Here is a 26,675-nt window from a genome sequence, read left to right as displayed (position 1 = left end):
GAAGTCTCCTCTGTGGTGTCAGCGGGTCGTGTCGAGCCCGGCGAAGGTGTCGGTGACCCAGTCGGCGATGTAGGAGCTGACGTGGGGGAGGTGGTCGAGGCCGATGTGTTCGGCGCCGCCCTCCTCGCGGGTGAAGATCCGCAGTTCGCGCTTGGGGCTGTTGACGGCCTGCTCGTAAGAGCGGCGGGCGTAACGCACCGGGATCTGGCGGTCGTGTTCTCCGTGGCAGATGAGGAACGGCACGGTGATCTGCTCGACGACGCCGTCGAGGTTGACGCCGTCGGCGAAATCGATGAACTCGTCGATGTCGGTGTGGCCCCACACCCACAGGACGTGCTCCCAGTAGTGGGGGACCGGGTGCTCGCCCTCGCGCTGGAGGCGGGCATGCTGGACCGCCCCCCAGTCGTGATTGGCTCCCCAGGCGACGACCAGGGCGAGCCGCTTTTCGAAGGCCGCGGCACGGGGGGCGTAGTAGCCGCCGAGGGACCAGCCGGCGAGGCCGATCCGGTCGGCGCGCACGTCATCGCGGGTTTCCAGGTAATCGACGCAGGCGGTCGCCCACGCCTCGGTGTCGATGCGCGCGGTGAGGTTCTGCATGCGCAAAGCCTCACCCCCGCCGGGGCAGTCGACCATGAGAGTGGAAATGCCTCGCTCGGCGAGTTCATGGGAGAAGCCGGACAGGTACTGGTGCTCCTTCGTGCTGTCCAGGCCGTTCCAGAGGATCATCACGGGTGCAGGCGCCTGGTCCGCTGCGGGAGCCCGGGTGAAGTACGCGGGCAGGCTCGTCTCCTCGTAGGGAATTTCCACGCGGGTGGTCAGCGGGTCGTTGAGCGCGAAGGAACGCTGGAGCAGGTCCAAGCAGCGCTGGTAGGTGGCGAGCCTCTCGGCGGAGTGGGCCCCCTGCATCCGCTCGGCGTTGACGAGGTAGTTCGTCGCGCGGGCGAAGAACTGCCCTGCGGTGCGACGGTGGCCGGCCTTCTCCGCGACCTCGCCTTGCGCGACCAGCGAGTCCGTCAGCTCCGTCCAGACACGCAGGAAATCCCCCGTTCCGGCATCGGTTCCGGCTGCGGCGGCGTCCTTCAGCGGCCGGCAGGCGCGGTCGACCTCGTCGATCGTTCCGCCGCTGTTGAGCGCCGCGACGACGGCAAGATTCCAGACGTAGTTGCCGGGAAAGTACTCGAACACGGATTGTCCTCTCAATGGTGTTCGGTCCGGGGGGAGGACCGGCCGCGGCTCTCGATGAGAGCCGCGGCGATGGTCAGTGGTCTTCCGGGAAGACCGCGTCGCGGATCGACTTGACGCCGCCGTGCGCCGTCATGCCCCCGTCGACGGGGATCTCCGCTCCGGAGATGAAGGATGCTTCGTCGCTGAGCAGGAACAGCACCAGCGGGGCGACCTCGTCGACTGTTCCGGTCCGTCCGAGCGGGGTCTCGTTGACGTTGGCGTCTCGGAACGCGGGAGCGGCGGAGGCCGTCATCGGCGTCTCGATGTAGCCGGGATGGACGGTGTTCACACGAATACCGCGCGCCCCCAGCTCCAGGCAGGCGACCTTGGCGAGGCCGCGCAGCGCCCACTTGCTGGCCGTGTAAGCGGCGGGAAAGTGGGCGGTGGTCGCCGCGACGGAGCCGACGCAGACGATGGATCCACCTGAGGGCATCATCGGCGCGAGCGTCTGGATGCCCAGAAGGGTCCCCGCCACGTTCACATCCATGACCCGCGACAGGTCGGCGGGGGCGAGTTCGGTGATCCGCGCCCGCCAAGTGATTCCGGCGTTGGCGACGAGGCCGTGGACCCGACCGTGTTCGGCCTTCAGATCCTCTGCGAGCTCTTGCCAGCCTGCGGCGTCAGAGACGTCGAGCCTCCGATACGTCGCGCCCGGCAGTTCCTCGGCCGGCGTGTCGCTGAGGTCGACGGCCACGACCGTCGCGCCCTGCGCTGCCAGAAGCCGGGCCTCGGCCGCGCCTTGGCCCTGCCCGGCACCGGTGACCACGACGACCTTGCCTTCCATCCGGCCGGTCACGCCCGCTCCCTCCTGCGGGAGCGGGGGCGGGCAGGACGGACCGGTGGCAGTTCTACGCCGGGCACGATCCGGTTCCGGATCGTGCCGATGCCCTCGACCGTCATCTCGACGATGTCGCCGGGACGCAGCGGCGGCGGATCCTGCTCACCGCGCCGCCCCCAGAGCTCGGCCAGGCAGCCGCCGTTACCGCAGGTGCCAGAGCCCAGGACGTCCCCGGCCCTGATCCAGGTGCCGCGCGAAGCGTAGGACAGCAGATCCTCGAAGGGCCAGCCCATGTTCGACAGAAGATCACGGCCGATGAGGGTCCCGTTGACCGACACGCTCATCTCCAGCTCCAGGAAGCCGTCGGCATCGTGGAAGGGGGCGAGTTCGTCGGCGGTGACCAGCCAGGGTCCGAGGGTGCTCGCGAAATCCTTGCCCTTGGCGGGCCCGAGTGTCACCTTCATCTCGCGCCTCTGGAGGTCGCGGGCCGACCAGTCGTTGAGGATCGTGTACCCGAAAACGTGGTCGCGGGCCTGGTCCGGCGAGAGTGAGGTGCCGTCGAGGCCGACGACCGCGGCCACTTCCAGCTCGAAGTCCAGGACCTGTGAGCCGGGAGGGACCGCGACGTCGTCGTGCGCGCCGACCAGCGCGTAGGGATTCGTGAAGTAGAACGTCGGAGCCTCGTACCACTCGGGCACGACGCCCCCACCGTCGCCGACACTCGCGACCACGCCTTCGACGTGTTCTTCGAAGGCGACGAAGTCGCGCACCGTGGGCGGCTCGAGCGGAGGTAGCAGACGTACGGACTCCAGGGAGACCGGGTCGTTGGCCAACGCGGCATGGCCCGCCGCGAGCGCGGCGGGCAGGCCGGACCTGACCAGGTCGATGATGGTGCGTCCTTCCGGCAGGGCGTGCAGGCCGGCGTCGGAGACGACTCCGGCCTGCACCACCCCGGCGGATTCCCAGGTTGCGAACCGCATCAGGCAGGGGGAGCCGAGAAGAGCGGGTCGGGGGTGTTCCAGAGGGCCTTGGTGATGAGCTCGGTCATCGGCCCGGCGGTGCCCCACTGGTCCTGGTTCTCCGGCTGGCTGATGTCGTAGACGTGCGGGTGCCAGGTGTCCTCGTCGAGGGTCTCGACGCCGTAGGTGTACTCGTGGCCGTTGCCGTGCGGGTCCAGGAAGTACATGAACAGGTTGTCGCCCGCCATGTGCCGACCAGGCCCCCAGATCTTCTCGGCACCGGCCCGGATCGCCCGGCCGCCGCCTCGCATCCACTCCTCGATGCCCCGCATCTCGAAGCTCACGTGGTGCACCGAGGCGTGCGGCGCCCGGGTGATCGCCAGGTTGTGGTGGTAGGGGTTGCAGCGCATGAAGTACATGAGCTCGCCCATGGCGGGGTGCCGAAGCGTGTCGGACAGGTCGAAGCCCAGGTGCCGCTCGTAGAAGGAGCGGGTGCCTTCGGGATTGGGCGAGTTGATGACCGCGTGGGCGAGGCGGACGGGGATGGCCTCGCGCTCCTCGACCTTGCGGTGCTGCCGGGCCTCGACATCAGCCGAGATCTCCACGACGCGGCCGTCGACGTCGAAGAAGCGGAAGCCGTAGCCGCCGCCGGGCGTCTGCAGAGAGCCAGGCTCGGTGATGAGCTGGACGTCAGAGGAAGCCAGGTTCTGGGCGAGGGTGTCGACGTCGTCGGGGGACTCGGAGCCGAAGGCGAGCAGGTCGAGGCGCTTGTCCTCCGACTTGCGGAGCCGGATCACGTACTGCTCGGGGGAGCCTTCGGCGGCGTAGTAGGTGATGTCGCCGTCGGTGCCGACGTTCGTGAGTCCCCAGGTGGACTCGTAGAACTGGCGCTGCTTGTCGTAATCGGGCACGGCGAAGTCGACGTGCCGCAGATGGGTGATCGGCCGCTTGGGCATGATCGTCTCCCGGTTGTCTGAAGGTGGATGGGTGGACTAGGGGCGCTGGCTGACGGTCGCGGCGATGGATCCCATGAGGCCCGGGACGTCGGCGTCGGTGACGTGGGCGAGCTGCCAGGCCACGAGCTGGAGGGAGCCCTCGACGACCGTCTTGACCCGGTCGTAGCGGCGGTCCATGAAGGTGTCGAAGAGGCTCTGGTCCAGGGTGTCGGCGGCGAGCAGGAGCTCGGCCAGGACCCAGGCGTCCTCCAGGCACTGGGCCGCGCCCTGGGCGAGGGTGGGCGGGCAGGCGTGGGCGGCGTCACCGATCAGGATGGTCCGGCCGCGGTTCCACGGACGTTCCACCAGGAGGGACTCGAACCAGGTGTAGTTGATCCGGTCAGGGTCGGTGATGTCGGTGCGGATCTCCTCCCACGCTCCGCCGTAGCCCTCGGCCAGCGCCAGCATGTGAGCGGGCTTGTCGGCGTCGTTGATCGACTCGCGCGGGCGGGCCTCCTCGACGAGGTAGGCGTACATGGTGTCGGCACTGGTCGGGCAGTACCCGGCGATGAAGGCGGGGCCGCCGTAGATGAGGTCGGTGCGCTCGATGTCCTTGGGCCGCTTGGTGTGCACCCGCCAGATGCCCATGCCCGCGGGCTTCGGGCTGACGTCGATGCCGATCAGGCCGCGGACTTTGGAGCGGATGCCGTCGGCGCCGACGACCAGGTCGTACGTGCCGGTGGTGCCGTCGGAGAAGGCGACCAGGACGCCGTCGTCGGTGTCGGTGAGGGCGTCGACGGTGAGGCCGGTGCGAATGGTCGTGCCTGCGGCCTGAGCTTCCTCGTTCAGGATCGCCGACAGTTCGGGGCGGTTCATGCCGAGGGTGGCCGGCAGGTCGTCGCCGCCGGTGCGGGCGTCGGGGATCTCGGCGAGGAGCGAGCCGTCGGGGGCGCGCAGACCGAGGCTCTCGAAGGGGAACCCGACGGCCGAGACCTTGTCCCAGACACCGAGGTCGCGCAGCACGCGCAGCGCGTTCCCCTGAAGGGTGATGCCGGAACCGAGGGCGTTCAGGCTGGGCTTGATCTCGGCGATCTCGACGGCGATGCCGCCTCGGGAGAGCAGGATGGCGAGCGCGGATCCTGCGGTGCCGCAGCCGATGACGAGGACGTTCTCTACTGCTGCCATGGGGGCCTCACTTGACTGCGATGGGGTTTACGGGGGAACCGACCGCGCCGGTGACGGGGATGGGCGCGGCGGTGAGCAGGAATTCGTAGACGCCGTCGGCCGCGCAGTGCTCGGCCAAGGCGTCCAGGTCCCACATCTCGCCGATGAGCAGGCCGATGTGGGGGATTGCGACCTGGTGCAAAGGCTGGAAGGCACCTTCGAACTCGTTCGGGCGGACCTCGAAGCCCCAGGTGTCCGTGGCGATCGCGGCGATCTCGCTGTCGTGCAGCCACTGCGCGGTGGTGAACGACAGGCCAGGGGCGGCGCCTCCCGCGTAGTCACCCCAACCATCGCGCCGGGCGCGTGTGAGCTGCCCGGTGCGCACGAGGACGATGTCGCCGCGGCCGACGACGACGTCCTCCGCCGCGATGACGGCCAGGAGATGCTCGGTGGTGATCGCGAAACCGTCGGGCAGTTCGCCGTCCGTACCGAGGTGGCGTCCTGCGTCCAGGAGGACGCCACGGCCGGTGACGGCGGCGGCCATGTGCTCGATGCCGGTGACCCTGTCGCCGTCCGAAGTGACGACCTGCTCGGCGGCCCTGCCGTTCCAGGCCTTGCCGTGGTCGAAGATGTGGCCGAGCCCGTCCCACTGGGTGGAGCACTGGAGGGGCATGGCGATCACGTCGTCCGCGCCGCCGAACCCGTGCGGGAACCCCTGGTGGCCGAGAACGGCGTCGGCGCCGGTGTCGAGCATGGTGTGCACTGGGTTGGTGCGCCTGCGCCATCCCTTCTGCGGGCCGCCCATCTCGAATCGCTGCGACAGCGAGAACGACACGCCCTGGCGCACGAGTGCCGCCGCCTCGCGGCGCTTGGCCTCATCGAGGTAATTGACGGTGCCGAGCACGTCGTCCTCGCCCCACCGGCCCCAGTTCGAGCATGCGACGGCCGCGGCGGCGATCGCTCCTTCGGGGTCCGCGCGATCCACGATCATGCCTCCAGCCAGGGCGAACGAGGCGGGCACAGATTTGTTTCCAAGGGATTTCCTCCGTTCTGTGTCCCTTATGGTGAGACAAAGAGCACAATCTGGGAAATCGATTCCACTGATGAGCGCATTGGTCAAACTGATGGGAGCGTCATGCAGCTCGCGAGTCTCGACCTGAATCTTCTGGTGGCGCTGCGGGCGCTGCTGGAGGAGCGCAACGTCACGAGGGCCGGTCAGAGGATCGGCCTCAGCCAGCCTGCGGCGAGTGGGGCCCTCAGCCGTCTGCGGAAGCATTTCGGAGACGAGCTGCTGGTCCGCCAGGGCAACGGCTATGAGCTGACACCGCTGGGTGAGTCGCTGCGGATCCGCTCCGCCAGCGCCTACCGGATCTTGGACGAGCTGTTCGCCAGCAAGGCGGAGTTCGACCCGGCGACCGAGGAGCGCGAGTTTCTGCTCTTCGCCTCCGACTACGTGATCGCCGTCTTCGGTATCGAGCTCGCCCGCGTCCTGAGTCTTCGTGCGCCGAACATCCGGCTGAGGTTCGCCAATGTCGATCCGACGATCGTGGAGAACCCCCAGGTCGCGCTGGCCGGCGTCGACGGGATGCTCATGCCGCACGGCGTCATCAGCGGGTTGCCGAGTGCGGACGTGTACGACGACGAGTGGGTGTGCATGGTCGCGGACGACCACCCCGATGTCGGGCCTGTGCTGACGCTGGAGGACCTCAGGCGACTCCCCTGGGTGGCCTATCAGCGGCCCTACGATGCTCCGGTCGTGCGACAGATCGCGATGTTGGGCCTGGAGCCGCAGATCCAGGTATCGGTGCACAGCTTCGTGCTGCTGCCGGAGTTCGTGGCGGGCACGCGCAGGATCGCGCTCATACAGCGCCGACTCGCTGAGAAGTTGCGAGGGAGGGCCCCTGTCCGCCTGCTGCCCTGCCCCTTCGAGGCGGTGCCGGTCAAGGAGGCGTTGTGGTGGCACCCCATCCATGATCACGAGCCGGCGCACATGTGGTTCCGCGAGATCGCGGTGCGAATCGGCAGGGGGCTGCCAACCCTGCAATAAAGTTCTACGAAGTATTGACGTCACATGATGAAAATGTAGAGTGTGGGCCAACCGAGGAACTGGGAGGGCCCATGGCTCGCTTGGCCGACACTGGTCGTGTCGAGTTTCAGACGGATCCGTCCCGCTACCGCCACTGGCGTTTGGCGTTTGACGGTCCTGTTGCCACACTCACGATGGATGTAGATGAACAGGGCGGACTCGTCCCGGGCTACGAACTCAAGCTGAACTCCTACGACCTGGGCGTCGACATCGAGCTGTACGACGCCGTGCAGCGGCTGCGCTTCGAGCATCCGGAGGTCGGCACGGTCGTCGTCACCGGCGGCAAGGAGAAGGTGTTCTGTGCGGGAGCGAACATCCGCATGCTCGCCGCTTCCACCCACGCCTGGAAGGTGAACTTCTGCAAGTTCACCAACGAGACCCGCAACGGCATCGAAGACGCCAGCGCGAACTCCGGCCAGACCTACTTGGCCGCGCTCAACGGCACCGCCTCCGGCGGAGGCTACGAACTCGCGCTGGCGTGCGACCACATCATGCTGATCGACGACCGGTCGTCGATGGTCTCGCTACCCGAGCTGCCACTGCTGGGCGTGCTGCCTGGGACCGGCGGCCTGACCCGGGTCGTGGACAAGCGCCACGCGCGCCGCGACCTCGCGGACTACTTCTCCACCAAAGCCGAGGGCGTGGGCGGCAAGCGGGCCGTCCAATGGAAGCTCGTGGACGAGGCGGTGCCCCGCGGCACGTGGGACGAGTCCGTGGCGAGGAGGGCCGCCGAGCTCGCCGCCAAATCCGACCGGCCCGCAGAGGCCGCCGGAATCGCGCTGCCTCCTCTGCAGAAGACCAGGTCGGCGGACCGTATCGGATACCGGTACGTCGAGGCGTCTCTGGACCACGGACGGGGAGTCGCCGAGATCACCCTGCGCGGTCCGGATGCCGAAGCGCCCGCGGACGCTGCCGCCGTTCACGCCCAGGGCTCCGATTTCTGGACGCTGGCGCTTGCGCGCGAGCTGGACGACCTGATCCTCGATCTGCGAGCGAACGAGTCAGGGCTGGGAACCTGGGTCATTCGCACCCGCGGCGATGCCGGACGGGTCCTGTCCTACGACGCCCTGCTGCTCGCGAACGCCGACGACTGGCTGATCCGCGAGATCACGCTCTACCTGAAGAGGACCTTCAAGCGCCTCGACGTGACGAGCCGCAGCCTCATCGCGCTCATCGACCCCGGTAGCTGCTTCGCCGGCTCCCTGCTGGAGCCTGCGCTGGCCGCGGACCGCTCCTTCCAGCTCACCGGCGTCTTCGAGGAGGTCGACCCCGATGCGGAACCGGCGGCGCTCACCGTCGGCCCGATGAACCTGGGCCCGCTGCCGATGGGCAACGGCCTCACCCGTCTCGCCACGCGCTTCTGGGGTGACCCCGAGGCTCTGGCCGCGGCAGAGAAGTCCGAGGGCGTTCCACTCGCGGCCGCTGATGCCGAGCGGCTCGGCCTCGTCACCTTCGCCCCCGACGACATCGACTGGGACGAGGAGGTGCGGATCGCGATCGAGGAGCGCGTGAGCTTCAGCCCGGACGCGCTCACCGGCCTGGAGGCCAACTACCGGTTCGCCGGTCCGGAGACCGTGGAGACCAAGATCTTCGGGCGTCTTTCGGCCTGGCAGAACTGGATCTTCTACCGCCCCAACGCGTCCGGGTCCGAAGGCGCTTTGCGCAAGTACGGCACCGGCCAGCGCGCCGACTTCGACAGGGAGCGAGTCTGACCATGACGATCAGCGCCGACTACTCCGAGAAGATTCCCAACAACGTCGACCTGCACGAGGACCGTCGGCTCCAGCGGGCCCTGGAGTCCTGGCAGCCCAACTTCCTGTCCTGGTGGGACTCCATGGGCCCGACCCTGCCCACCGAGGACGTCTACCTGCGCACGGCGATCAACGTCGGACGCGAAGGCTGGGCGCACTTCGGCCACGTCGCGATGCGCGACTACCGCTGGGGCATCTTCCTCGCTGAACGCGACCCGAACCGGCGCATCGCCTTCGGCCAGCACAAGGGCGAGGCGGCCTGGCAGCAGGTCCCGGGCGAGTACCGCGCCGACCTTCAGCGCCTCATCGTCATCCAGGGCGACACCGAGCCCGCCTCGGTCGAGCAGCAGCGCAACCTCGGGGCCACCGCGCCAAGCCTCTACGATCTGCGCAACCTTTTCCAGGTCAACGTGGAGGAGGGCCGCCACCTGTGGGCGATGGTCTACCTCCTGCACGCCTACTTCGGCCGCGAAGGCCGGGAAGAGGCCGAGGAACTGCTGCACCGCAACTCCGGCAGCGAGGAGTCCCCCCGGATCCTCGGCGCCTTCAACGAGGAGACCCCCGACTGGCTCTCCTTCTTCATGTTCACCTATTTCACCGACCGGGACGGCAAGTACCAGCTCGGCACGCTGAAGGAATCGGCGTTCGACCCGCTCAGCCGCACCTGCGAGTTCATGCTGAAGGAGGAGTCTCACCACATGTTCGTTGGGACGACCGGCATCGACCGGGTGGTCCAGCGGACAGTCGAACTGATGCGCGAGCACGACACCGATGAGGTCATCGGGCACGGCGGCATTCCCCTCGACATCATTCAGAAGTACCTCAACTTCCACTACTCCGTCTCGCTCGACCTCTTCGGTTCCGAGACCTCCACCAACGTCGCCAACTACTTCACCGCTGGGCTCAAAGGCCGCTGGTCGGAGGAACGCCGCTCCGACGACCACAAGCTCACGCAGGAATCGATCCTGGTCGACGCCGTCGTGGACGGTCGAGCAGGCCAGACCGAGGTGGCCGCGCTGGTCGGTCTCAACACGGACCTTCGCCGCGAGTACATCGGCGACTGCCAGAACGGCGTCAACCGCTGGAACCGTATCCTGGAGGACGCCGGGCTCAGCATGCGGTTCCGTCTGCCGCACGTGGCGTTCAACCGGCAGGTCGGCGCGTTCGTCGGCGTTCAGGCCACCCCTGACGGCTCGCTCATCCCCGCCGACGTGTGGGAGCGCGAGAAGGGCAAGTGGCTGCCCACCGAGGTCGACAGGACCTACGTCCGATCCCTGATGCAGCCGGTTTACGAGCGCGGAAAGGTCGCGGCCTGGATCGCGCCGCCCCGCCAAGGAATCAACGGCAAGTCCTTCGATTACGACTACGTCCACCTCGCCTGAAAGTCGAAGGCCGCACATGAGCGCACCCTTCAACGCCTCCGCCTACCTGCTCGACCGGCATGTCGAGCAGGGCGGCGGCGCCCGGCTCGCCCTCACCGGGCCCGGCGGAGACATCACCTACGCCCAGCTCCACGACCGCGTCGTTCGCACCGCGAACGGTCTGCGCGCCGCCGGACTGCTCCCCGAACAGCGCCTGCTGATGTTCATGGCCGATACCCCGGACTTCGCCGCGGTCTTCCTCGCCGCCATGCGGATCGGCGCTGTTCCCGTCCCCGTCTCCACGATGCTCCACGCCGACGGGCTGGCCGACCTGCTGCGTGACTCGAGGGCCGCCTTCCTCGCCATCACCTCCGCCTTCGCCGCGGTCGCCGAGAAAGCCGTGGCAGAGGCACCCGAACTGCATGCGGTGCTGGTGCCCGATGGCGTCTCACTCAGTGCTTCCGTGCCCGTCCATCGACTGACCGACTTGGCCGCGTCCGAACCGGTGGGAAAGCCTTACGACACGCAGGACGACTCGCCGGCGTTCTGGCTCTACACCTCGGGAACGACCGGCATGCCGAAGGCGGCAATGCACCGCCATGCGTCCATCCGCGTGGTGTGCGAGACCTACGGAGACCAGGTCCTCGGGATCCGACCGGACGACCGCTGTCTTTCCGCCGCCAAGGCGTTCTTCGCCTACGGTCTCGGAAACTCCCTGCTGTTCCCGCTCGCCGCGGGTGCGACGGCCATCCTGGAGTCTGCCCCGTCGCGGCCGGATCTGCTGGTCGAGCGTGCCACGCAATACGGAGCGACCCTCTTCTTCGCCGGACCCACGTTCTTCGCGAACATGCTGCGTGCGGACGTTCCGGCTGATGTCCTTTCCGGCGTGCGCCTGACCACCTCGGCCGGCGAACCTCTGCCCGCGCCGCTGTACCAGCGCTGGACCGACCGCTTCGGGATCGAGATCCTGGACGGCATCGGCATGACGGAGATGCTGCACATCTTCCTGTCGAACAGAGAGGGTGCCGTACGCCCCGGCACGACAGGGCAGGCCGTTCCCGGATACGACCTCCGGATCCTGAACGAGCTCGGAGAAGAAGCCGGCGACGACGAGCCCGGAACGCTCTATGTGCGCGGCGAGTCCACCGCGACCGGCTACTGGTCGCGCTATGACGCCTCACGTGAGGTCTTCCAAGGCGAGTGGCTGAAGACCGGGGACACCTACGTCCGCGATGCGGACGGTTACTACACCTGCCTGGGTCGCACCGGCGACATGATCAAGGCCAGTGGGATCTGGGTTTCGCCGGCCGAGGTCGAGACGCGGCTCCTCGACCACCCGGCCGTCGCGCAGGCGGTGGTCGTCGCAGCACTCGACACCGACGATCTAGAGAAGCCGGTCGCGTACGTGGTGGCCGCCTCTCCGGTATCCGAAGACGAGCTGATCTCCTTCTGCAGAGAGGGGCTTCCGTCCTTCAAGCGGCCTCGCCGTGTGGTGTTCGTGGACTCCGTGCCGACGACCGCGACCGGAAAGGTACGCCGCGTGGACCTGCGCGCAGCGGCAGTCGAAGTCCTTCGCACCCCGGAGGAGAACTCATGAGCATGTTCGCCAGCGACCTCGTCGTCATCGGGGCCGGTCCTGTCGGCCTCTACGCCGCTTACTACGCGGGCTTCCGGGGTTTGAGCACGACGGTCGTGGACGCGCTGCCCGAGGTCGGCGGCCAGATCTCCGCCATGTATCCGGAAAAGCCGATCTACGACATCGCGGGCTTCCCCGCCGTCCTCGGCCGGGATCTGGTCGCAGCGCTGAAGGAGCAGGCCGACCGGTTCTCCCCCGGCTACGTGTTGGGGGAGCGCGCGGACGGCCTCGTACGTGACGACGACGGAGCGCTCACGGTCACCACCGCGGCCGGCACCGCGATCCGGTGCCGGTCCGTGGTGATCAGCGGCGGCATCGGCGCTTTCACGCCTCGCCCACTCCCTGTGGGGGCCGACTGGCACGGACGAGGCCTGTCCTACTTCGTCCCCTCGCTGGAGGCGCACGCCGACCAGGACGTGATCGTCGTCGGAGGTGGAGACAGCGCTTGCGACTGGGCGCTCAGCCTGGCGCCCATCGCTCGGTCGGTCACCCTCGTGCACCGGCGCGGTGCCTTCCGGGCGCATGCCCACAGCGTTGCGCAGGTCATGGCATCCGCCGTTGAGGTCATCACTGACGCGGAGGTCAAGCAGATCGGCGGAACCGGCCAGATCGAACATGTCGAGATCAACGGGCCGGGCGGCTCCATCGTTCGACCCGCCCAGGCAGTGATCGCGGCCTTGGGCTTCACCGCCAATCTCGGTCCCATCCGGCAGTGGGGGATCGACGTGCAGGGAAACCGCCACATCCCTGTCGACACCGCCATGTCCACCAATGTCCCAGGCGTCTTCGCCGCCGGCGACATCACCGACTACCGCGGCAAAGTGCGGTTGATCTCCGTCGGCTTCGGCGAGGCGGCCACGGCCGTCAACAACGCCGCGGTTCTGATCAACCCCGAGGAGGCCTTGTTCCCGGGCCATTCCTCCGACGCGCTACCTGCCCCGGCGTGACCTGAAAGAGGAAAGCACGATGCCGTACGTCATCGCCGCCGCCTGCATCGACGTCATGGACCGCTCCTGCGTCGAGGAGTGCCCCGTCGACTGCATCTACGAGGGGGAGCGCAAGCTCTACATCAACCCTGCCGAATGCATCGACTGTGGGGCCTGCGAGCCCGTCTGCCCGGTCACCGCTATCAGCCAGGACCGGCGGGTGCCTGTTGAACAGAGCGGATTCGTCGCAGACAACGCCCGGTTCTTCGCCGAGCCGCTGCCAGGCCGAGACGAGGCGCTGGGCATGGCGGGCGGAGGCAGCACGCTTGGTCCGCTCGGTGTGGACACCGAATTCGTCACCGCCTACAGGGGGGACTGATGCTCGATGGAATGCCGCTGATCGATGTGCACATGCACGCTGCTCGGCTGCCCACGCTCAAGCCGGCCTGGAAACAGTGGGCCCACGACTTCGGCGACGGCGAGGTACTCGACAAGGTCTACGACGGCGACGGCAGGATCGACCCGAAGCGCTTCGCCGACTACCTCGACGGTGAAGGCGTGGACATCGCGCTGTTGCTGAGCGAGTACAGCCCCAAGGCGACGGGTGTCCAACCGGTCGAGGACCTCCTTCCGCTGACCTCCCATGATCCGGCGCGGATCAAAGCCATCGCGAACATCAATCCGCACCTGCACCATCCGGTCGCTGAGGAACTCCAGCGGCAGCTGGACCTCGGCGCCGTCGCGTGCAAGCTTCACCCCGTCCACGCCGGGGCGGCCGCTAACGACCGGAGCCTGTATCCGGCTTATGAGCTGTGTCAGGCGGCGGGTATTCCGCTTGTCGTCCACTGCGGGACCAGTACCTTTCCAGGATCTAGCAACAAGTTCGCGGACCCTGTGCTTCTGGACGACGTCCTGCGGGACTTCCCGCGTCTGCACATTGCGCTCGCCCACGGCGGGCGCGGTTGGTGGTACGACGCCGCCGCGTTCATGGCGCTGTCGAACGACCATGTGTGGATCGAGCTCTCGGGGCTGCCGCCCTCGCGGCTCAAGGAGTACTACTCCAAGCACAACTGGAACCGCCTCACGCGCAAGATGATCTTCGGTACGGACTGGCCGGGAGTGCCCGGCATCAGCCGCAACGCCCGAGCCGTCGCCGCGCTCTGCCCCGACGCAGAGACCGCCGCTCTGGTTCTGGCAGGGAACGCCGCCCGCGTCTATCACCTTGATTTGGAGAGCTGATGGCGATCTACGCGCTGGGCACGCGTATCCCTGAGATAGATCCGCGGGCCTACGTCCACCCTGACGCCACCGTGATCGGATCGGTCAAGATCCGTGCTGGAGCGTCGATCTGGCCCGGCGCGGTCCTGCGCGGGGACTACGGCTCGATAGAGATCGGAGAGTCCACCTCCATCCAGGATGGGAGCGTCCTGCACACGACCGAGGAATGGCCGACGCTCATCGGTGACCGGTCCGTCATCGGGCACAACGTCCACCTTGAGGGATGTGTGATCGGCGACGACTGCCTGATCGGCTCGGGGTCGATCATCCTGAACCGCGCGCTCGTCGACTCCGGCGGAGCCGTCGGTGCGGCGGCACTCGTGCCGGAGGACGGAAGGGTCCCCGCGGGGCACATCGCGGTGGGCGTGCCGGCTCGGGTGAGGCCCGCGCCTCGCGGCCTGGGGAGTTGGATCAGCGATGCCGTCGCGCTCTACGAGGACAACGCCGAGCGCTACCGGACCGGCCTGCGCCGCCTCGACGAATAGGAAACTCATGCACCAGACCATCGCCGTCGTGGGCGCCGGAACCATGGGCACGGGAATCGCCCAGGTCGCAGCCCTCGCCGGCCATCCCGTACTGCTCATGGACACCGCGCCCGGTGCCGCCGAGCGAGCGGTCGCCCTCATCCGAGAGCAGGTAGCGGCGCTCGTAGAGCGGGGAAAGCTGACTGCGGATCCGGAGACACTGCGCCTTACAGCCGCTGACGATGTCGACGCACTCGCCCCCGCCGACATCGTCATCGAAGCCGTCATCGAGGATCTCGACGTCAAGCGGCGCCTGTTCGCCGAGGTAGAGGCAGTCGTCACGGCGGACTGCGTGCTGGCGAGCAATACCTCCTCCCTCTCGCCCAGCGCCATCGCAGCCGGGGTCGGCCGCCCTGACCGTGTGGTCGGGCTGCACTTCTTCAATCCCGTGCCGAGGATGAGGCTGGTCGAGGTCATTCCAGGGGCCGAGACAACAGAGGCAGTCGTCTCCACCGTGATCGACCTGGTCACAGCGTGGGGCAAGACCGCAGTGCGTGTGGCGCCGACCCCGGGCTTCATCGTCAACCGGATCGCCCGGCCCTATTACGCCGAGGCGTGGAGGCTTCTGGATGAGCGCGCCGCGGCGCCCGAGACCATCGACACGGTGCTTACGGGGGCGGGAGGGTTTCCCCTGGGCCCGTTCGCGCTGATGGACCTGATCGGCCATGACGTCAACGAGTCCGTCACGCGTTCTGTCTGGGAGGCACTCGGCTTCGACGCGCGGTTCACCCCGGCGCCCGCCCAACGGGCCTTGGTCGCGTCGGGGAGACTCGGGCGCAAAAGCGGCCGAGGCGTCTACCGCCATGACGTTGCGCCCCCAGAGCCGGCTCGACCAGCGGACAAGGCGCCGTGCCCCCTTGAAGTCGTCGACAACGGAGCTGCGGATCTGCACGTTCTGCTGGCACGCTCTGGTGTCGCCGTGCTGGACGGCGGGCAGGATGAGCAGACCCTCGTCCTGCCGAGCGGTGCCATCCTCATACGCAGCAAGGGCGTGACCGCTACCGAGCTCGCCGCCGAACACGGCGCTCCGGTGGTTGTAGTGGACCGGACCTTGGATGACGCGACCGCCTCGGCCATCGCGGTGGCGGCCTCTGATTCCTGTCCATCGGCCGCACTCACGGAGGCGACCGGCCTTCTCCAAGCGGCAGGACTGGACGTCTACGTGCTGGACGATATCCCCGGCTTGATCGTGACCAGGACCGTCGCGATGATCGTCAATCTGGCTGTGGAAGTAGTGCAGCAGGGAATCGCGAGCGCCGAGGACGTGGATACGGCCATGCGACTCGGTGCCGGCCACCCGCTGGGCCCGATCGCTTGGGGCGATCGGTGGGGCGCAGGAACGGTGCACGAAGTCCTCGCTGGGCTGCAGCGCTCCTACGGGGACCCACGCTACCGGCCAGGCCCGCTCCTGCGCCGACGCGCCCTCGCCGGAAGGACCCTGGCATGAGCCGCCTGGTTCGCGTCGAACGCGAAGGCTTCTTGTGGTGGATCGGTCTCGACAGGCCGGACAAGCACAACGCGCTGGACCAGGCGATGGTCGCTCAACTGGATGAGGTCCTGACAGAGGCTCGGCGGACCCCGAGCGTCCTTCTCATCCATTCCACGACCCCGGGTGTGTTCGCGGCCGGCGCCGATATCGCCGAGCTACGTGACCGGGATGCCGACGCTGCTCTTCTCGCGATCAACGCGGGGCTCTTCGAACGCCTGGAAGCCCACCGCTGGCCCACCATCGCTCTGATCGATGGCCCTGCCTTGGGTGGCGGCTGCGAACTCGCCATGGCGTGCGACCTTCGGGTGGCCTCGCCGCATGCGGTGTTCGGCCAGCCCGAGCTGTCCCTCGGCATACTCGCTGGCGCCGGTGCCAACTGGCGTCTTCCCCAGCTTGTCGGTCCATCCACCGCTCGACGGATGCTCTTCGCAGGAGCACGCCTGGACGCAGCCGGGGCGCTGCGCGCTGGGCTCGTCGATGAACTCGCCGATGACGGGGCCGACCTGCTCGAACGCGGCAGGACACTCGCCTCCGCCATAGCCAAGAGGTCATGGCGCGCGCTCGAGCTGACGAAGCTGGCCCTTCGCAGTACCCGCCCAGCGACGACCACGTTCGACCTCGCGGCGCAGGCATTGCTGTTCGACAGCGAGGAGAAGCACACCCGGATGACCGATTTCCTGGAGCGGAGAAGACGATGACGCAGGCACTGCGCAGCTACAGCGAAGACCGATGGCAGGAGGGCTCGGGCGAGCCCCGGCCTCTGCTGGACGCCGCCACAGGGGACGAGGTCGCCCTGTTGCCTTCCGCCGGACCCGATCCCGCGGCAATGCTCGCCTACGCCCGCACACACGGCGGACCCGCGCTGCGTGCGCTCACTTTCACGCAACGCGCCTCGGTGCTGAAGGTCCTGGCCAAACACCTGAGCGGTCACCTGGATGAGTTCGCTGCGCTCAGCGCTCGGACAGGAGCGACCCGCCGCGACACCGCAGTGGATGTCGATGGAGGGATCGGCACGCTGGCCGTCTACGCGAGCAAGGGCGCGCGTGAGCTTCCGGATTCCACGGTCCTTGCCGATGGGCCGGTAGAGCCGCTCAGCAGAGGCGGACTGTTCGCAGGCCGACATGTGCTGACCGCGCGTCTCGGCACCGCCGTGCAGATCAACGCCTACAACTTCCCCGTCTGGGGAATGCTGGAAAAGTTCGCGCCGGCCTTCCTCGCCGGCATGCCCTCCGTGGTGAAGCCCGCTGGTCCGACGGCTTACCTCACCGAACTCGTCGTGCGCCGGATCATCGAGTCGGGACTGCTCCCCGAAGGCGCCTTGTCTCTGCTCTGCGCGGGCCCGGCCGGGCTTCTGGAAGCTCTCACCGAGCAGGACACCCTTGCCTTCACCGGATCGGCCGCGACCGCCCTGAAGCTGCGAACGCATCCTGCGGTCGCGGGCCGCGCCGTACCGTTCAACGCGGAGGCGGACTCGCTCAACTGCTCCATCCTCGGCCCGGATGTAGCCCCCGGCGATCCCGAATTCACGCTCTTCGTGGACCAGGTCGCCGAGGAAATGACAGTGAAGGCCGGCCAGAAGTGCACCGCGATCCGGCGAATCCTCGTACCCGAGGATCTGGAGGTTGCGGTGACCGACGCACTCGTCGCACGGTTGGCCGAGGTGGTCGTGGGGCATCCCGCAGCGGAGGGCGTCACCATGGGCCCGCTGGTCGGCCTGGCGCAGCGGGACGAGGTTCGCGCGGCCGTCGCCCGGCTCGCGTCGGAGGCCGTACCGGTTTTCGGAGATCCCGATGTGGTGGAGGTCCGCGGAGCTGATCTTGCTCATGGCGCGTTTATGTCTCCGCTGCTGCTGCGCGCGGACTCGGCAGCGCGTGCACCCCACGAGGTCGAGGCGTTCGGTCCGGTGAGCACCCTGCTGACCTACCGAACGGTGGCCGAAGCCGGAGAAATCGCGGCACGCGGGGGCGGGAGTCTCGCCGGCTCGATCGTGACCGCCGACCAAGGTATCGCGGGCGGACTGGTCACCGCCCTCGCTCCCTGGCACGGAAGGCTGCTCGTCCTGAACCGGAACAACGCCGCCGAATCCACCGGCCACGGAGTGGCGATGCCCCAACTCGTCCACGGAGGCCCGGGAAGGGCAGGAGGGGGCGAGGAACTCGGTGGCCTGAGAGCCGTCCGGCATTATCTTCGGCGTACGGCTGTCCAGGGGCATCCAGACTTCCTGGCCACACTTGCATGAAGCCCGCCCGGTCGCGTGATCCAGGCACGCCTCTCCCTATCCTGGTGCGATCGCGGAACAAGGAGTGTCATCCCCGGCCATGAGCCCAGACGAAGAGATCACGGCTGTCCCTTCCCTCAGCCGTCGCCAGCAGACCGGAGTGAGCAGCGTCCGATCCGTTCTGCTGACGGTTTTCGGCGAGTACGTCCTGCCGCGCGGAAGCACCGCCTGGACCTCGACGCTCCTGCATGTGTTGGCAGGCCTCAACATTGAGGAGAAGGCCGCACGGCAGGCCCTCAACCGGATGGCGGCCAACGGCTGGATCGTGGCGGAGAAGTCGGGCCGACGAGTGCGGTGGGGACTCACCGACCACGGCCGGGCTCTGCTGGCCGAAGGGGCGGAGCGGATCTACTCCTTCGGCCGGGACCGGGAGACCTGGGACGGTCGATGGCTGGTTCTGCTGGCCAGCGTTCCCGAGAGCAAGCGCGAGCTGCGGCACCAGTTGCGGAACGGTCTCACCTGGGCCGGGATGGGCAGCCCGGCGCAGGGAGTGTGGGTCACTCCTCACGCCGACCGCGAGGCCGAGGTCACACAGATTGTTGAGAATCTCGGCCTTGCGGACTCTGTCTCGTCGTTCTGCGGCCCGTTCGCCGCGATGGGCTCAGAGCGCTCGATGGTCAACGAGGCATGGCACCTGGACGAGTTGGCAAAGGAGTACGAGGAGTTCCTCGCTGAGTTCGCGGGTCTGCGCCCCACCGAAGGGGACGGCACTCTCCTGGCCCAGGTGCGCCTGGTGGACTCCTGGCGCCGCTTCCCCCGGCTCGACCCAAGGCTTCCTCCGGACCTCCTGCCCCCGCACTGGATAGGCCTCCGTGCGGCGAACGTCTTCGAGGACCTGCATGATCGCTGGCACCAAGCCGCCCAGGCTCGGTGGTCAGAACTCGCCGACGACTGAAGCTCCAGACAGGTCTTCTCACCGCGAATCGGTGAGGAGGCCTGTCTCGAATATCAGATCGTAGAGTTGCCGAATCTGCTCTCTAAAGATTCTGCGAGCCTTGGGATCGTCCGGCCGGAGGCGCGCTCCATCCCGGGTCAGCACGCCGCCGAAGAGGAATCCCTGCACGCACCAGATGACCGAGTTCATCAGCAGCTGATAGCCGGGCTGGAGTGCAACCTCTGGTCCGACGACCGCGGCGATTCGATTGATGAACTCGTTCCAGCGATCCTCGACCTCAGGTAGGTCGGCGGCATCTCTGAGCCCGCGATGCTGCAAGAGTGCCAGAACATCGGGATGGTCGATGTGGTACTCCATGATCTGTTCAAGATCTCGTCGAAGGTCGCCGCCGCCCTCCTCTCGAGCGCTTGCGATCTTCTCGAGAAGCCTGTTTCTGGACTGGTTGAAATCTTCAATGACCGAGCGATAGATCCCGGGCTTTCCACCGAGTGCCCGCACCTCATGCGGAGTCTCTCCTGCGGCGTCTGCAATCATCTGCACCGAGACAGCGTCGTAGCCCAGTTCGGCGAACAGTCGCAGCGCGACCCGCTCGACTTCCCCTAGTCGAGGGTCTGAGCCAGTGGAGTCGCCTCTCATACGACCAACTTAAATCCACTCCCGATCATCGGGTTCCCAAGAGGCGTACAACATCCGACAAGATCATGTGTTGGGACTGTTCCGCGAAGGGTGTGACTCAGAGAATCTGAGGAGACACTGTGAGCGAGGATTCCCCTGAGATCGTGGAGGCCGGTCTGTCCGGTTCGCGGCAGGACAAGCAGAAGCAGCAGTCGGAGGAGCGGGCGCTGGTGGGCCGGCTGGTCGAGGCGGCCCAGGCCGAAGGGCGGGAACTCGTCGGCCGGGACGGGATGCTGGCGGGGCTGGTCAAGCTCGTGCTGGAGACCGCGTTGCAGGGCGAGATGGACGCCCATCTCGGCCGCGGCCACGGCGAGATCACCGACCCTGGCGAAACGGTCAACCACCGCAACGGAGCCCGGCCCAAAACGGTCGTCACCGATGTCGGGCCGGTCGAGATCCAGGTGCCGCGGGACCGGGACGCCTCGTTCGAGCCGAAGATCGTCCGCAAGCGCCAGCGGCGGCTCGGCGGGGTCGACGACATGGTCCTGTCTCTTTCGGCCAAAGGCCTCACCCACGGAGAAATCTCCGCTCACCTCGCCGAGATCTATGGGGCGGAAGTGTCGAAAGCGACCATCACGACGATCACCGACCGTGTTCTTGAAGGTATGGGCGAATGGCAGAGCCGGCCCCTCGATGCGGTTTATGCCGTTCTGTTCATCGATGCCATTCACGTGAAGATCCGGGACGGGAAAGTCGCGAACCGGCCGATCTACTGGCGCGTCACGCAACCTTGCTGGGGTAACTGGTCCAGGAGCGGATCGGGGAGCTGGCGGCGAAGCTGGTCTTGGGGCGTGCGTGCTGGTTGTGCCAGCGGATGTAGGCGGCGATCGCGGTGTTCTGCTCTTCGTGGCTGCGGTGGTCGGTGCCGTTGAGGGCGAAGTAGCGCAGGGCGGCGAACTCGGATTCGATCCAGTTCAGCCAGGAGCCGTAGGTCGGCAGGAAAACCAGCTCGACGTCGTTGGCGGTCGCCCATGTCCTGACCTCGGGGTGTTTGTGGGGCGAGTAGTTGTCGCAGATCACGTGCAGGCGCTGGCCGGGCCATCGTGCGCGCAAGGACTTGAGGAAGGACAGGAACTCCCGCCATCGCTTCCGGTGCCGGATCCGGTAGTAGATCCTGCCGGTGGCCAGGTCGAGTGCGCCGAGCATGTGCCGGACCCCGTCGTTGCGGTTGAACGTGGCACGCAGCCGGGCCGGATGCCCGGCGGGCCGCCAGGTCTTGCCCTTGCGCGGCATCAGGTTGAGGGGCCCGAACTCGTCCACGCAGATCACCCGCCCGCCCTGCGGCGGGGTGTCGTAGAGGGCCAGAACGGCATGCATCTTGGCGATGAAATCCGGATCGTTGCTGCTCTTCCAGGTCGTGGTGGTCTGCCACGACACCCCGCCGGCCTTCAGGATCCGCCGCAGGTGCTCAACGCTGAGCGACGTGACCAGCCCGATGTTCTCCAGGTGGGCGGCGAGCTTGGCCAGGCTCCACGTGGAGAACGCGGTGATGCCCCACTCGGAGGGGGTCGTCCGGGCGATCAGGCAGATGCGCTCACGCACCCACTCACCGATCCGTCTCGGACGGCCCCCGCTCCATTTTGGGTCCAGCGCGTCGAACCCCCGCTCGTTGAACGCATGCACCACCGAGCGGACATAGTCGTCGCTCACCTGCATCAACGACCGGATCGCAGCCGCCGATTGGCCTTGGGCGGACATCAGGACCACGATCGCCCGCCGCAGCTTCACCGGGTCCTTCGCCGACCGGGTGATCCGCTGAAGCCTCCGGCCCTCCTCCATCGACAACGCACGCACGAACACCTCGGGCTTACGCGCCACGACCACCTCCCAGAACAGGCCTGGGACAAGGCTCCCGCGCCCACCCGCAGAGATCAAATAGCCCAGGAACGTTCAGGGACGAGCCACTACCTCGTCATCGGTGTCACCGCCGACGGGTTCCGGGACATTCTCGGCATCTGGGCCGGCGACGGAGGAGAAGGCGCCAAATTCTGGGCGCACGTCCTGACCGAACTCAAGAACCGCGGCGTGAAAGACGTGCTCATGGCCGTCTGCGACGGGCTCAAGGGCCTGCCGGAGGCGATCAACGGCACCTGGCCGCAGACCGTCGTGCAGACGTGCATCGTCCACCTGCTGCGGCACACGTTCCGCTACGTGCCTCGCCAGCACTGGCCCAGGCTCGCCGAAGCACTCAAACCCGTCTACACCGCCCCGACCGAGGCCGCCGCCCTCGAGCGCTGGTGCGAAGTCGCCGACACCTGGGGCGGCCGCTACCCGGCAATCGTCCGATTGTGGGACAACGCCTGGCCCGAATTCGTACCTTTCCTCGCCTTCGACATCGAGATCCGAAAAGTCATCTGCTCGACGAACGCCATCGAATCGGTCAACGCCCGTATCCGCCGGGCCGTCCGCGCCCGAGGCCATTTCCCCAACGAGCAGTCCGCCCTGAAATGCGTCTATCTGGCGCTGATGAGCCTGGACCCGACCGGCACCGGCCAGGCCCGCTGGGGACGCCGCTGGAAAGCCGCCCTGGGCGCCTTCGACCTCGCCTTCGACGGCCGCCTCACCCGCAACCATCACTGAACAGCAACAACAACCTGTCCCACCATTCGCTAAACAGACCCGGTGCTGTGGTTCGAGCGGATGTGGGTGGGCCTGACCCCGGAGGACCCGCGGTACCGGCCGACGGTGGACGGCGGCCTCTGCCTGGAATTTCATTCCGGTGTCCCGCTGCGGATGCCGGAGGAGACCTTCTCCACCCCGTTCCCCGAGCCGAAGGACCCCGCGCCGGGCGAGATGATCCGCATCGTCTCCCGGTCGGTGCTCGTCCGCGACCTCGATGCCACCCTCCGCCTGCTGTCCACCAACCTGGACTGGGAGCCGGTGGGCTCGGTGGAGTTCCTTCCGGAGGAGGGCGTCCGGCGGGCCCGGCTCGGCTTCGCTCTCGGGCACAGCGCCACCGTCGACCTCATCCAGCCGACCCGCTGGAACTGCGACGCCGGCCGGTATCTGTACACCTGGGGTCCCGGCCCCTACTCCATCCAGATCGCGGTCAACGGCCTGGAGGCCAAGAGCGAGGACCTCAAGGCCCGCGGGACCGGCTTCTCCTGGGTGCCGGACGGCACGGTCGCCGAAGGCCGCCGCCTCCGGGTGGATCCGCGCGACCTCGACGGAACCCTGATCGAGTTCACTGCGTGGGAGCCCGCGACGGCCAGCGTCGGCTGACGGAGCCTCCGGGCCCCGCGCTGGTCGGTCAGGCGGAGCCCGGCTCGGGTTTGGCCCTCAGCGGCCCCGCATGGGGCTGTCCGGAAACGGGGGTGCTGCCTGGCTGCGCCAACGTGTTCTCCCTGGGTAGACGGGCGCGTCTTGACGCGTCCCTTAAGCGATATCTATAGTACAAAAACTGTTAAATCTGTTTAACTGCGACGGGAGAGTGGGATGCCTCTTCAGGACCACATGAAGCTGATCTCGGTTGATGACCACCTGATCGAGCACCCGCGGGTGTGGGAGGACCGGCTGTCGGCCAAGGACCGCGAGGCCGGGCCCCGGATCATCGAGAACGAGAAGGGCCACCAGGTCTGGACGTACGAGGGCCGCATCTACCCGGCTATCGGGCTCAACGCGGTGGCGGGCAAGGATCCGCGGGAGTGGGGCTGGGATCCGGTCCGCTACGACCAGATGATGCCCGGCTGCTACGACCCCGCCGAGCGCCTCAAGGACATGGATGTGGACGGCGTTTACGCCGCGCTGTGCTTCCCCTCCTTCCCGAGGTTCGCCGGCACGCTGTTCCTGGAGGGCGAGGACAAGGGCCTCGCGCTGCGCTGCGTCCAGGCGTACAACGACTTCATCCTCGACGAGTGGAGCGCCGTCGACCGCGACCGGCTGATCCCGCAGGTGATCCTGCCGGTCTGGGACGTCGAGGCGAGCGTCGCGGAGTTGCGCCGGACCGTCGGACTGGGCGCCAAGGGCGTCAGCTTCATCGAGAGCCCCGCGCCTCTTGGGCTCCCGTCTTTCCACACCGACCACTGGGACCCGCTGTTCAGCGCGGTCGAAGAGGTCGACGTGCCCTTGTCCCTGCACTTCGGGACGTCCGGAACCCGCCCGTTCACCGCCCCTGATGCCCCCGAGGCGACGTTCATCTCGCTGATGGGCCTCAACTCGATGAAGGCCCTGGTCGACCTGTGCTTCTCCCCGGTCTTCCACCGGCACCCGAAGCTGCGCGTCTCCCTGGCCGAGGGCGGTATCGGCTGGATGCCCTACCTCCTGGAGCGCGCCGACCACACGTGGGAGCGCCAGCGCTTCTGGCAGGACATCAACCAGGAGGTCCGTCCCTCCGAGTTGTTCCGGCGCAACATCTGGGGCTGCTTCATCGTCGACGGCGTCGGCGTGGACCTGCGCCACTCGATCGGCATCGACCGGATCATGTGGGAGGCGGACTTCCCGCACTCCGACTCCATGTGGCCGAACAGCAGGAAGATCCTCGCCGAGGCCATGGCGGATGTGCCCGACGCCGAGGCGCAGGCCATCGCCGAGTTGAACGCGCGCCACGTCTTCCGGCTGGAGAACTGAGCATGGCCGGCGACGCCGAGCACGACCCGCTCGCCGACGAAGCGGACCTTTTGACGATCAAGGAGGCCCGCGCCCGGGTGGTCGATGAGATCCGCGAGACGGAGCGGCTCCTGGAGACCTCGGCGGGTCCGCGGAGGGAAAGCCTCAACCGTCGCCTGGAAGCGCTCAAGAGAGCCGACGCGCGCTTCACCCGCACGGATGGCGGGGCGTGAAAAGGCTGGGAACCCCGTACAGGTGGTCATGATCGAAAGGCTGGACGGTATGGAACGCATGGTCTTCGCTGAGGAGCACGAGGACTTCCGGGAGGTCGTCGCCCGCTTCTACCGCGAGGAGATCGTCCCCGAGTACGCGGCCTGGGAGGCCGCCGGGGCACCGCCGCGGGACTTCTGGCGGCGGGCGGGCGAACTCGGCCTGCTCGGTCTGCAGATCCCGGAGGAGTACGGCGGCAGCGGTGCGGAGACGTTCCTGCTCAACGTGATCCTCACCGAGGAGTGCCAGGCGGCGGGGGTGGCGCTGGGCGGGCTGCGGGTGCACACCGACATCTGCATGCCGTACTTCCTGCGCTACTGCACCGAGGAGCAGCGCAAGCGGTGGATGCCGCGCCTGGTGTCGGGTGAGGCGGTCGCGGCGCTGGCGATGTCGGAGCCCGGCGCGGGATCGGACGTCAAGTCGCTCACCACCCGGGCCGTCCGCGAAGGCGACCACTACGTCGTCAACGGGGCGAAGACCTTCATCTCGAACGGCTCGTCCGCCGACCTGGTGATCACTGCGGTGCGGACGGGCGCGGAGGGGACCCGCGAGGGCATCAGCCTCCTGGTCATCGAGGCTGACACGCCCGGATTCCACCGGGGCCGCAATCTGCCGAAGCTGGGGCTCAAGGCACAGGACCTGACGGAACTGTCCTTCACCGACGTTCGAGTGCCTGCCGAGAACCTGCTCGGAGAGGAGGGCCGCGGCTTTGAGTACCTGACGGCGAACCTGGCGCAGGAGCGGTTGTCGATCGCGGTGAACAGCCAGGCCGCGGCGGCGCAGGCATTGCGCACGACACTGGATTATGTGCGCGAGCGCAAGGCATTCGGCACCACGGTGGGGGCTTTCCAGAACACCAAGTTCGAGCTGGCCGCGTGCGCTACCGAGGTGGAGGCGGGGCAGGCCCTGCTCGACCGCGCGCTCCTGCTCCACGAACAGGGACGGCTCACCGGCCACGATGCGGCGAAGGTGAAGCTCTACTGCACCGAACTCCAGGGGCGGGTCGTCGACCGCTGCCTGCAACTGCACGGCGGCTACGGCTACATGCTGGAGTATCCGATCACCCGCGCCTACGCCGACGCACGTGTCTCCCGCATCTACGCGGGGTCGAGCGAGGTGATGAAGGTGATCATCGCCAAGTCGATGGGTCTGTGAACCGCGCGGTCAGCCGGCGGCACGCTTCCGGCCCGGCTTGGCCGCGGGGGCTGAGGCCGCCGTCATGGACTGCCACATGACGGCGACGCGCTTGGCGGTCTCCTCCGAGCCGGTGGTGGGGATCAAGTAGACCGACAGCACCAGCCGGATGAAGACCTCCGCGAGCTGCCGCTTGGTCATGGACCCGTCGCGGATGGGCGGCGCGTCGCGCAGCACCGGGTCGAGGAGATCGGTGACGAGGCTGAGCAGCATCCCGACCTGCCGGGTGAGGAGCTCCAGCGCGAACGCCGGCTCGGCCTCGATGAGCTGCATCGTCGCAGGGTGCTCGGTTCGGTAGTCGAGCATCGCCTGGAGGACGACCTCAAGGCGGGCCGCCGGTTCGGGGTTCGTGTCCACCGCGGTGACCAGCGTGTCGCGGATGGCGCGTTCCACGTGGTCGCCGACGGCTTCGAGTACCTGCTCCTTGCTCTTGAAGTAGCGGTACAGGCTGCCCCGGGAGATGCCGGCCTCTTCGCAGATGTCGCTCATCGAGAACTTGCGCACGCCATAACGGGCGACGGCGCGCATGGCACCCTCGATGATCTTGTCTGACATCCCGGTGCTTGAGGTCACTGATCAACAGTACCATCATTATCTGTAGATACTGTGCATTCCTGCTGTGATGAGCGTCAAAGCATTTCAATGGATTCGACGAATTGTGTCAATTATGTGTCGCTCCTCTTGGATCCTGTCCGAATGCTGGGACG

General features: G+C 67.5%; 25 protein-coding genes and 2 pseudogenes. 18 read left to right on the top strand and 9 right to left on the bottom strand.

Features of this window, described 5'->3' with window-relative positions; translation table 11 throughout:
- Positions 1–18 precede the first annotated feature (18 nt).
- The 6 genes from EDD29_RS28095 to EDD29_RS28070 all read right to left on the bottom strand — a co-directional run bounded on the left by EDD29_RS28095 (position 19) and on the right by EDD29_RS28070 (position 6,051).
- Positions 19–1,185: an alpha/beta hydrolase family protein gene (locus EDD29_RS28095; protein ID WP_123667265.1), complete on the bottom strand. Its 1,167-nt coding sequence runs from the start codon at positions 1,183–1,185 to the stop codon at positions 19–21.
- Between the two features lie 73 nt (positions 1,186–1,258).
- Positions 1,259–2,020 carry an SDR family NAD(P)-dependent oxidoreductase gene (locus tag EDD29_RS28090; protein WP_211359953.1) on the bottom strand — a complete coding sequence of 254 codons (762 nt, stop codon included), beginning with the start codon at positions 2,018–2,020 and terminating at the stop codon, positions 1,259–1,261.
- On the bottom strand, positions 2,017–2,982 hold the full coding sequence (locus EDD29_RS28085) for a fumarylacetoacetate hydrolase family protein (RefSeq protein WP_123667264.1): 966 nt from the start codon (positions 2,980–2,982) through the stop codon (positions 2,017–2,019). Before EDD29_RS28085 ends, EDD29_RS28090 begins: the two co-directional genes overlap by 4 nt.
- On the bottom strand, positions 2,982–3,917 hold the full coding sequence (locus EDD29_RS28080) for a VOC family protein (protein WP_123667263.1): 936 nt from the start codon (positions 3,915–3,917) through the stop codon (positions 2,982–2,984). The genes EDD29_RS28085 and EDD29_RS28080 overlap by 1 nt, the downstream gene beginning before the upstream one ends.
- 36 nt (positions 3,918–3,953) lie before the next feature.
- Positions 3,954–5,081 carry an FAD-dependent oxidoreductase gene (locus tag EDD29_RS28075; protein ID WP_123667262.1) on the bottom strand — a complete coding sequence of 376 codons (1,128 nt, stop codon included), beginning with the start codon at positions 5,079–5,081 and terminating at the stop codon, positions 3,954–3,956.
- 7 nt (positions 5,082–5,088) lie between these two features.
- A complete protein-coding gene (locus tag EDD29_RS28070; RefSeq protein ID WP_123667261.1) occupies positions 5,089–6,051 on the bottom strand; it encodes a cyclase family protein in 963 nt (320 codons plus the stop codon).
- A 144-nt stretch (positions 6,052–6,195) separates the two neighbouring features.
- Between EDD29_RS28070 and EDD29_RS28065 the strand changes: the two genes are divergently transcribed.
- From EDD29_RS28065 to EDD29_RS28010, 12 genes are all read left to right on the top strand, one after another.
- Positions 6,196–7,107: a LysR family transcriptional regulator gene (locus EDD29_RS28065; protein ID WP_123667260.1), complete on the top strand. Its 912-nt coding sequence runs from the start codon at positions 6,196–6,198 to the stop codon at positions 7,105–7,107.
- Between the two features lie 71 nt (positions 7,108–7,178).
- Complete coding sequence (gene boxC / locus EDD29_RS28060) at positions 7,179–8,858, top strand: 2,3-epoxybenzoyl-CoA dihydrolase (RefSeq protein WP_123667259.1); 1,680 nt, start codon at positions 7,179–7,181, stop codon at positions 8,856–8,858.
- Between the two features lie 2 nt (positions 8,859–8,860).
- Positions 8,861–10,279: a benzoyl-CoA 2,3-epoxidase subunit BoxB gene (gene boxB, locus EDD29_RS28055; protein WP_123667258.1), complete on the top strand. Its 1,419-nt coding sequence runs from the start codon at positions 8,861–8,863 to the stop codon at positions 10,277–10,279.
- Between the two features lie 16 nt (positions 10,280–10,295).
- On the top strand, positions 10,296–11,855 hold the full coding sequence (locus tag EDD29_RS28050) for a benzoate-CoA ligase family protein (RefSeq protein ID WP_123667257.1): 1,560 nt from the start codon (positions 10,296–10,298) through the stop codon (positions 11,853–11,855).
- A complete protein-coding gene (locus EDD29_RS28045) occupies positions 11,852–12,841 on the top strand; it encodes an NAD(P)/FAD-dependent oxidoreductase (RefSeq protein ID WP_211359952.1) in 990 nt (329 codons plus the stop codon). Before EDD29_RS28050 ends, EDD29_RS28045 begins: the two co-directional genes overlap by 4 nt.
- A 19-nt stretch (positions 12,842–12,860) precedes the next feature.
- Positions 12,861–13,199 (top strand): ferredoxin, encoded by a 339-nt coding sequence (fdxA, locus tag EDD29_RS28040; protein WP_123667255.1) that lies wholly within the window; start codon positions 12,861–12,863, stop codon positions 13,197–13,199.
- Positions 13,199–14,059: an amidohydrolase family protein gene (locus EDD29_RS28035; protein ID WP_123667254.1), complete on the top strand. Its 861-nt coding sequence runs from the start codon at positions 13,199–13,201 to the stop codon at positions 14,057–14,059. The genes fdxA and EDD29_RS28035 overlap by 1 nt, the downstream gene beginning before the upstream one ends.
- On the top strand, positions 14,059–14,583 hold the full coding sequence (locus EDD29_RS28030; RefSeq protein WP_123667253.1) for a gamma carbonic anhydrase family protein: 525 nt from the start codon (positions 14,059–14,061) through the stop codon (positions 14,581–14,583). The genes EDD29_RS28035 and EDD29_RS28030 overlap by 1 nt, the downstream gene beginning before the upstream one ends.
- 7 nt (positions 14,584–14,590) lie before the next feature.
- On the top strand, positions 14,591–16,069 hold the full coding sequence (locus EDD29_RS28025; protein WP_123667252.1) for a 3-hydroxyacyl-CoA dehydrogenase: 1,479 nt from the start codon (positions 14,591–14,593) through the stop codon (positions 16,067–16,069).
- Complete coding sequence (locus EDD29_RS28020) at positions 16,066–16,809, top strand: enoyl-CoA hydratase/isomerase family protein (protein WP_123667251.1); 744 nt, start codon at positions 16,066–16,068, stop codon at positions 16,807–16,809. The genes EDD29_RS28025 and EDD29_RS28020 overlap by 4 nt, the downstream gene beginning before the upstream one ends.
- On the top strand, positions 16,806–18,350 hold the full coding sequence (gene paaZ, locus EDD29_RS28015) for a phenylacetic acid degradation bifunctional protein PaaZ (RefSeq protein ID WP_123667250.1): 1,545 nt from the start codon (positions 16,806–16,808) through the stop codon (positions 18,348–18,350). The genes EDD29_RS28020 and paaZ overlap by 4 nt, the downstream gene beginning before the upstream one ends.
- Before the next feature lie 79 nt (positions 18,351–18,429).
- Positions 18,430–19,284 (top strand): PaaX family transcriptional regulator, encoded by an 855-nt coding sequence (locus tag EDD29_RS28010; protein WP_123667249.1) that lies wholly within the window; start codon positions 18,430–18,432, stop codon positions 19,282–19,284.
- Between the two features lie 18 nt (positions 19,285–19,302).
- Here the strand turns inward: EDD29_RS28010 and EDD29_RS28005 are convergent, their stop codons facing one another.
- A complete protein-coding gene (locus EDD29_RS28005) occupies positions 19,303–19,920 on the bottom strand; it encodes a TetR/AcrR family transcriptional regulator (protein ID WP_123667248.1) in 618 nt (205 codons plus the stop codon).
- Between the two features lie 155 nt (positions 19,921–20,075).
- On the opposite strand from EDD29_RS28005, the pseudogene EDD29_RS47175 reads away from it, so the two are divergent.
- Positions 20,076–20,672, top strand: a pseudogene (locus tag EDD29_RS47175) (transposase); the annotation flags it as partial.
- A gap of 7 nt (positions 20,673–20,679) precedes the next feature.
- On the opposite strand, the gene EDD29_RS27995 reads toward EDD29_RS47175, so the two are convergent.
- Positions 20,680–21,777: an IS630 family transposase gene (locus tag EDD29_RS27995; protein ID WP_246053064.1), complete on the bottom strand. Its 1,098-nt coding sequence runs from the start codon at positions 21,775–21,777 to the stop codon at positions 20,680–20,682.
- An 87-nt stretch (positions 21,778–21,864) separates the two neighbouring features.
- Between EDD29_RS27995 and EDD29_RS27990 the strand changes: the two are divergent.
- The 5 genes and pseudogenes from EDD29_RS27990 to EDD29_RS27970 all read left to right on the top strand — a co-directional run.
- Positions 21,865–22,539: pseudogene (locus EDD29_RS27990) on the top strand (IS256 family transposase); the annotation flags it as partial.
- A gap of 42 nt (positions 22,540–22,581) precedes the next feature.
- On the top strand, positions 22,582–23,181 hold the full coding sequence (locus EDD29_RS27985; RefSeq protein WP_123667247.1) for a VOC family protein: 600 nt from the start codon (positions 22,582–22,584) through the stop codon (positions 23,179–23,181).
- Between the two features lie 213 nt (positions 23,182–23,394).
- Positions 23,395–24,525: an amidohydrolase family protein gene (locus EDD29_RS27980; RefSeq protein ID WP_123667246.1), complete on the top strand. Its 1,131-nt coding sequence runs from the start codon at positions 23,395–23,397 to the stop codon at positions 24,523–24,525.
- 2 nt (positions 24,526–24,527) lie between these two features.
- A complete protein-coding gene (locus EDD29_RS27975) occupies positions 24,528–24,737 on the top strand; it encodes a hypothetical protein (RefSeq protein ID WP_123667245.1) in 210 nt (69 codons plus the stop codon).
- Positions 24,738–24,765: 28 nt separating this feature from the next.
- Positions 24,766–25,929, top strand: coding sequence for an acyl-CoA dehydrogenase family protein (locus EDD29_RS27970; RefSeq protein WP_425454989.1), 1,164 nt, complete (start codon positions 24,766–24,768; stop codon positions 25,927–25,929).
- Between the two features lie 9 nt (positions 25,930–25,938).
- On the opposite strand, the gene EDD29_RS27965 is transcribed toward EDD29_RS27970, so the two are convergent.
- Positions 25,939–26,541 (bottom strand): TetR/AcrR family transcriptional regulator, encoded by a 603-nt coding sequence (locus tag EDD29_RS27965; protein ID WP_148086115.1) that lies wholly within the window; start codon positions 26,539–26,541, stop codon positions 25,939–25,941.
- Between the last annotated feature and the right edge of the window lie 134 nt (positions 26,542–26,675).

The organism is Actinocorallia herbida (genome assembly GCF_003751225.1).
GTDB lineage: Bacteria > Actinomycetota > Actinomycetes > Streptosporangiales > Streptosporangiaceae > Actinocorallia > Actinocorallia herbida.
This window is presented reverse-complemented; position numbering and strand designations above follow the sequence as displayed.

What these genes read in the sequence shown, in the direction of transcription:
- EDD29_RS28085 (WP_123667264.1), bottom strand. Translation starts at nt 2,982, where the DNA reads ATGCGGTTCGCAACCTGGGAATCCGCCGGGGTGGTGCAGGCCGGAGTC.
- EDD29_RS28080 (WP_123667263.1), bottom strand. Translation starts at nt 3,917, where the DNA reads ATGCCCAAGCGGCCGATCACCCATCTGCGGCACGTCGACTTCGCCGTG.
- EDD29_RS28075 (WP_123667262.1), bottom strand. Translation starts at nt 5,081, where the DNA reads ATGGCAGCAGTAGAGAACGTCCTCGTCATCGGCTGCGGCACCGCAGGA.
- EDD29_RS28070 (WP_123667261.1), bottom strand. Translation starts at nt 6,051, where the DNA reads ATGATCGTGGATCGCGCGGACCCCGAAGGAGCGATCGCCGCCGCGGCC.
- EDD29_RS28065 (WP_123667260.1), top strand. Translation starts at nt 6,196, where the DNA reads ATGCAGCTCGCGAGTCTCGACCTGAATCTTCTGGTGGCGCTGCGGGCG.
- boxC (WP_123667259.1), top strand. Translation starts at nt 7,179, where the DNA reads ATGGCTCGCTTGGCCGACACTGGTCGTGTCGAGTTTCAGACGGATCCG.
- boxB (WP_123667258.1), top strand. Translation starts at nt 8,861, where the DNA reads ATGACGATCAGCGCCGACTACTCCGAGAAGATTCCCAACAACGTCGAC.
- EDD29_RS28050 (WP_123667257.1), top strand. Translation starts at nt 10,296, where the DNA reads ATGAGCGCACCCTTCAACGCCTCCGCCTACCTGCTCGACCGGCATGTC.
- EDD29_RS28045 (WP_211359952.1), top strand. Translation starts at nt 11,852, where the DNA reads ATGAGCATGTTCGCCAGCGACCTCGTCGTCATCGGGGCCGGTCCTGTC.
- fdxA (WP_123667255.1), top strand. Translation starts at nt 12,861, where the DNA reads ATGCCGTACGTCATCGCCGCCGCCTGCATCGACGTCATGGACCGCTCC.
- EDD29_RS28035 (WP_123667254.1), top strand. Translation starts at nt 13,199, where the DNA reads ATGCTCGATGGAATGCCGCTGATCGATGTGCACATGCACGCTGCTCGG.
- EDD29_RS28030 (WP_123667253.1), top strand. Translation starts at nt 14,059, where the DNA reads ATGGCGATCTACGCGCTGGGCACGCGTATCCCTGAGATAGATCCGCGG.
- EDD29_RS28025 (WP_123667252.1), top strand. Translation starts at nt 14,591, where the DNA reads ATGCACCAGACCATCGCCGTCGTGGGCGCCGGAACCATGGGCACGGGA.
- EDD29_RS28020 (WP_123667251.1), top strand. Translation starts at nt 16,066, where the DNA reads ATGAGCCGCCTGGTTCGCGTCGAACGCGAAGGCTTCTTGTGGTGGATC.
- paaZ (WP_123667250.1), top strand. Translation starts at nt 16,806, where the DNA reads ATGACGCAGGCACTGCGCAGCTACAGCGAAGACCGATGGCAGGAGGGC.
- EDD29_RS28010 (WP_123667249.1), top strand. Translation starts at nt 18,430, where the DNA reads ATGAGCCCAGACGAAGAGATCACGGCTGTCCCTTCCCTCAGCCGTCGC.
- EDD29_RS28005 (WP_123667248.1), bottom strand. Translation starts at nt 19,920, where the DNA reads ATGAGAGGCGACTCCACTGGCTCAGACCCTCGACTAGGGGAAGTCGAG.
- EDD29_RS27980 (WP_123667246.1), top strand. Translation starts at nt 23,395, where the DNA reads ATGCCTCTTCAGGACCACATGAAGCTGATCTCGGTTGATGACCACCTG.
- EDD29_RS27975 (WP_123667245.1), top strand. Translation starts at nt 24,528, where the DNA reads ATGGCCGGCGACGCCGAGCACGACCCGCTCGCCGACGAAGCGGACCTT.
- EDD29_RS27970 (WP_425454989.1), top strand. Translation starts at nt 24,766, where the DNA reads ATGATCGAAAGGCTGGACGGTATGGAACGCATGGTCTTCGCTGAGGAG.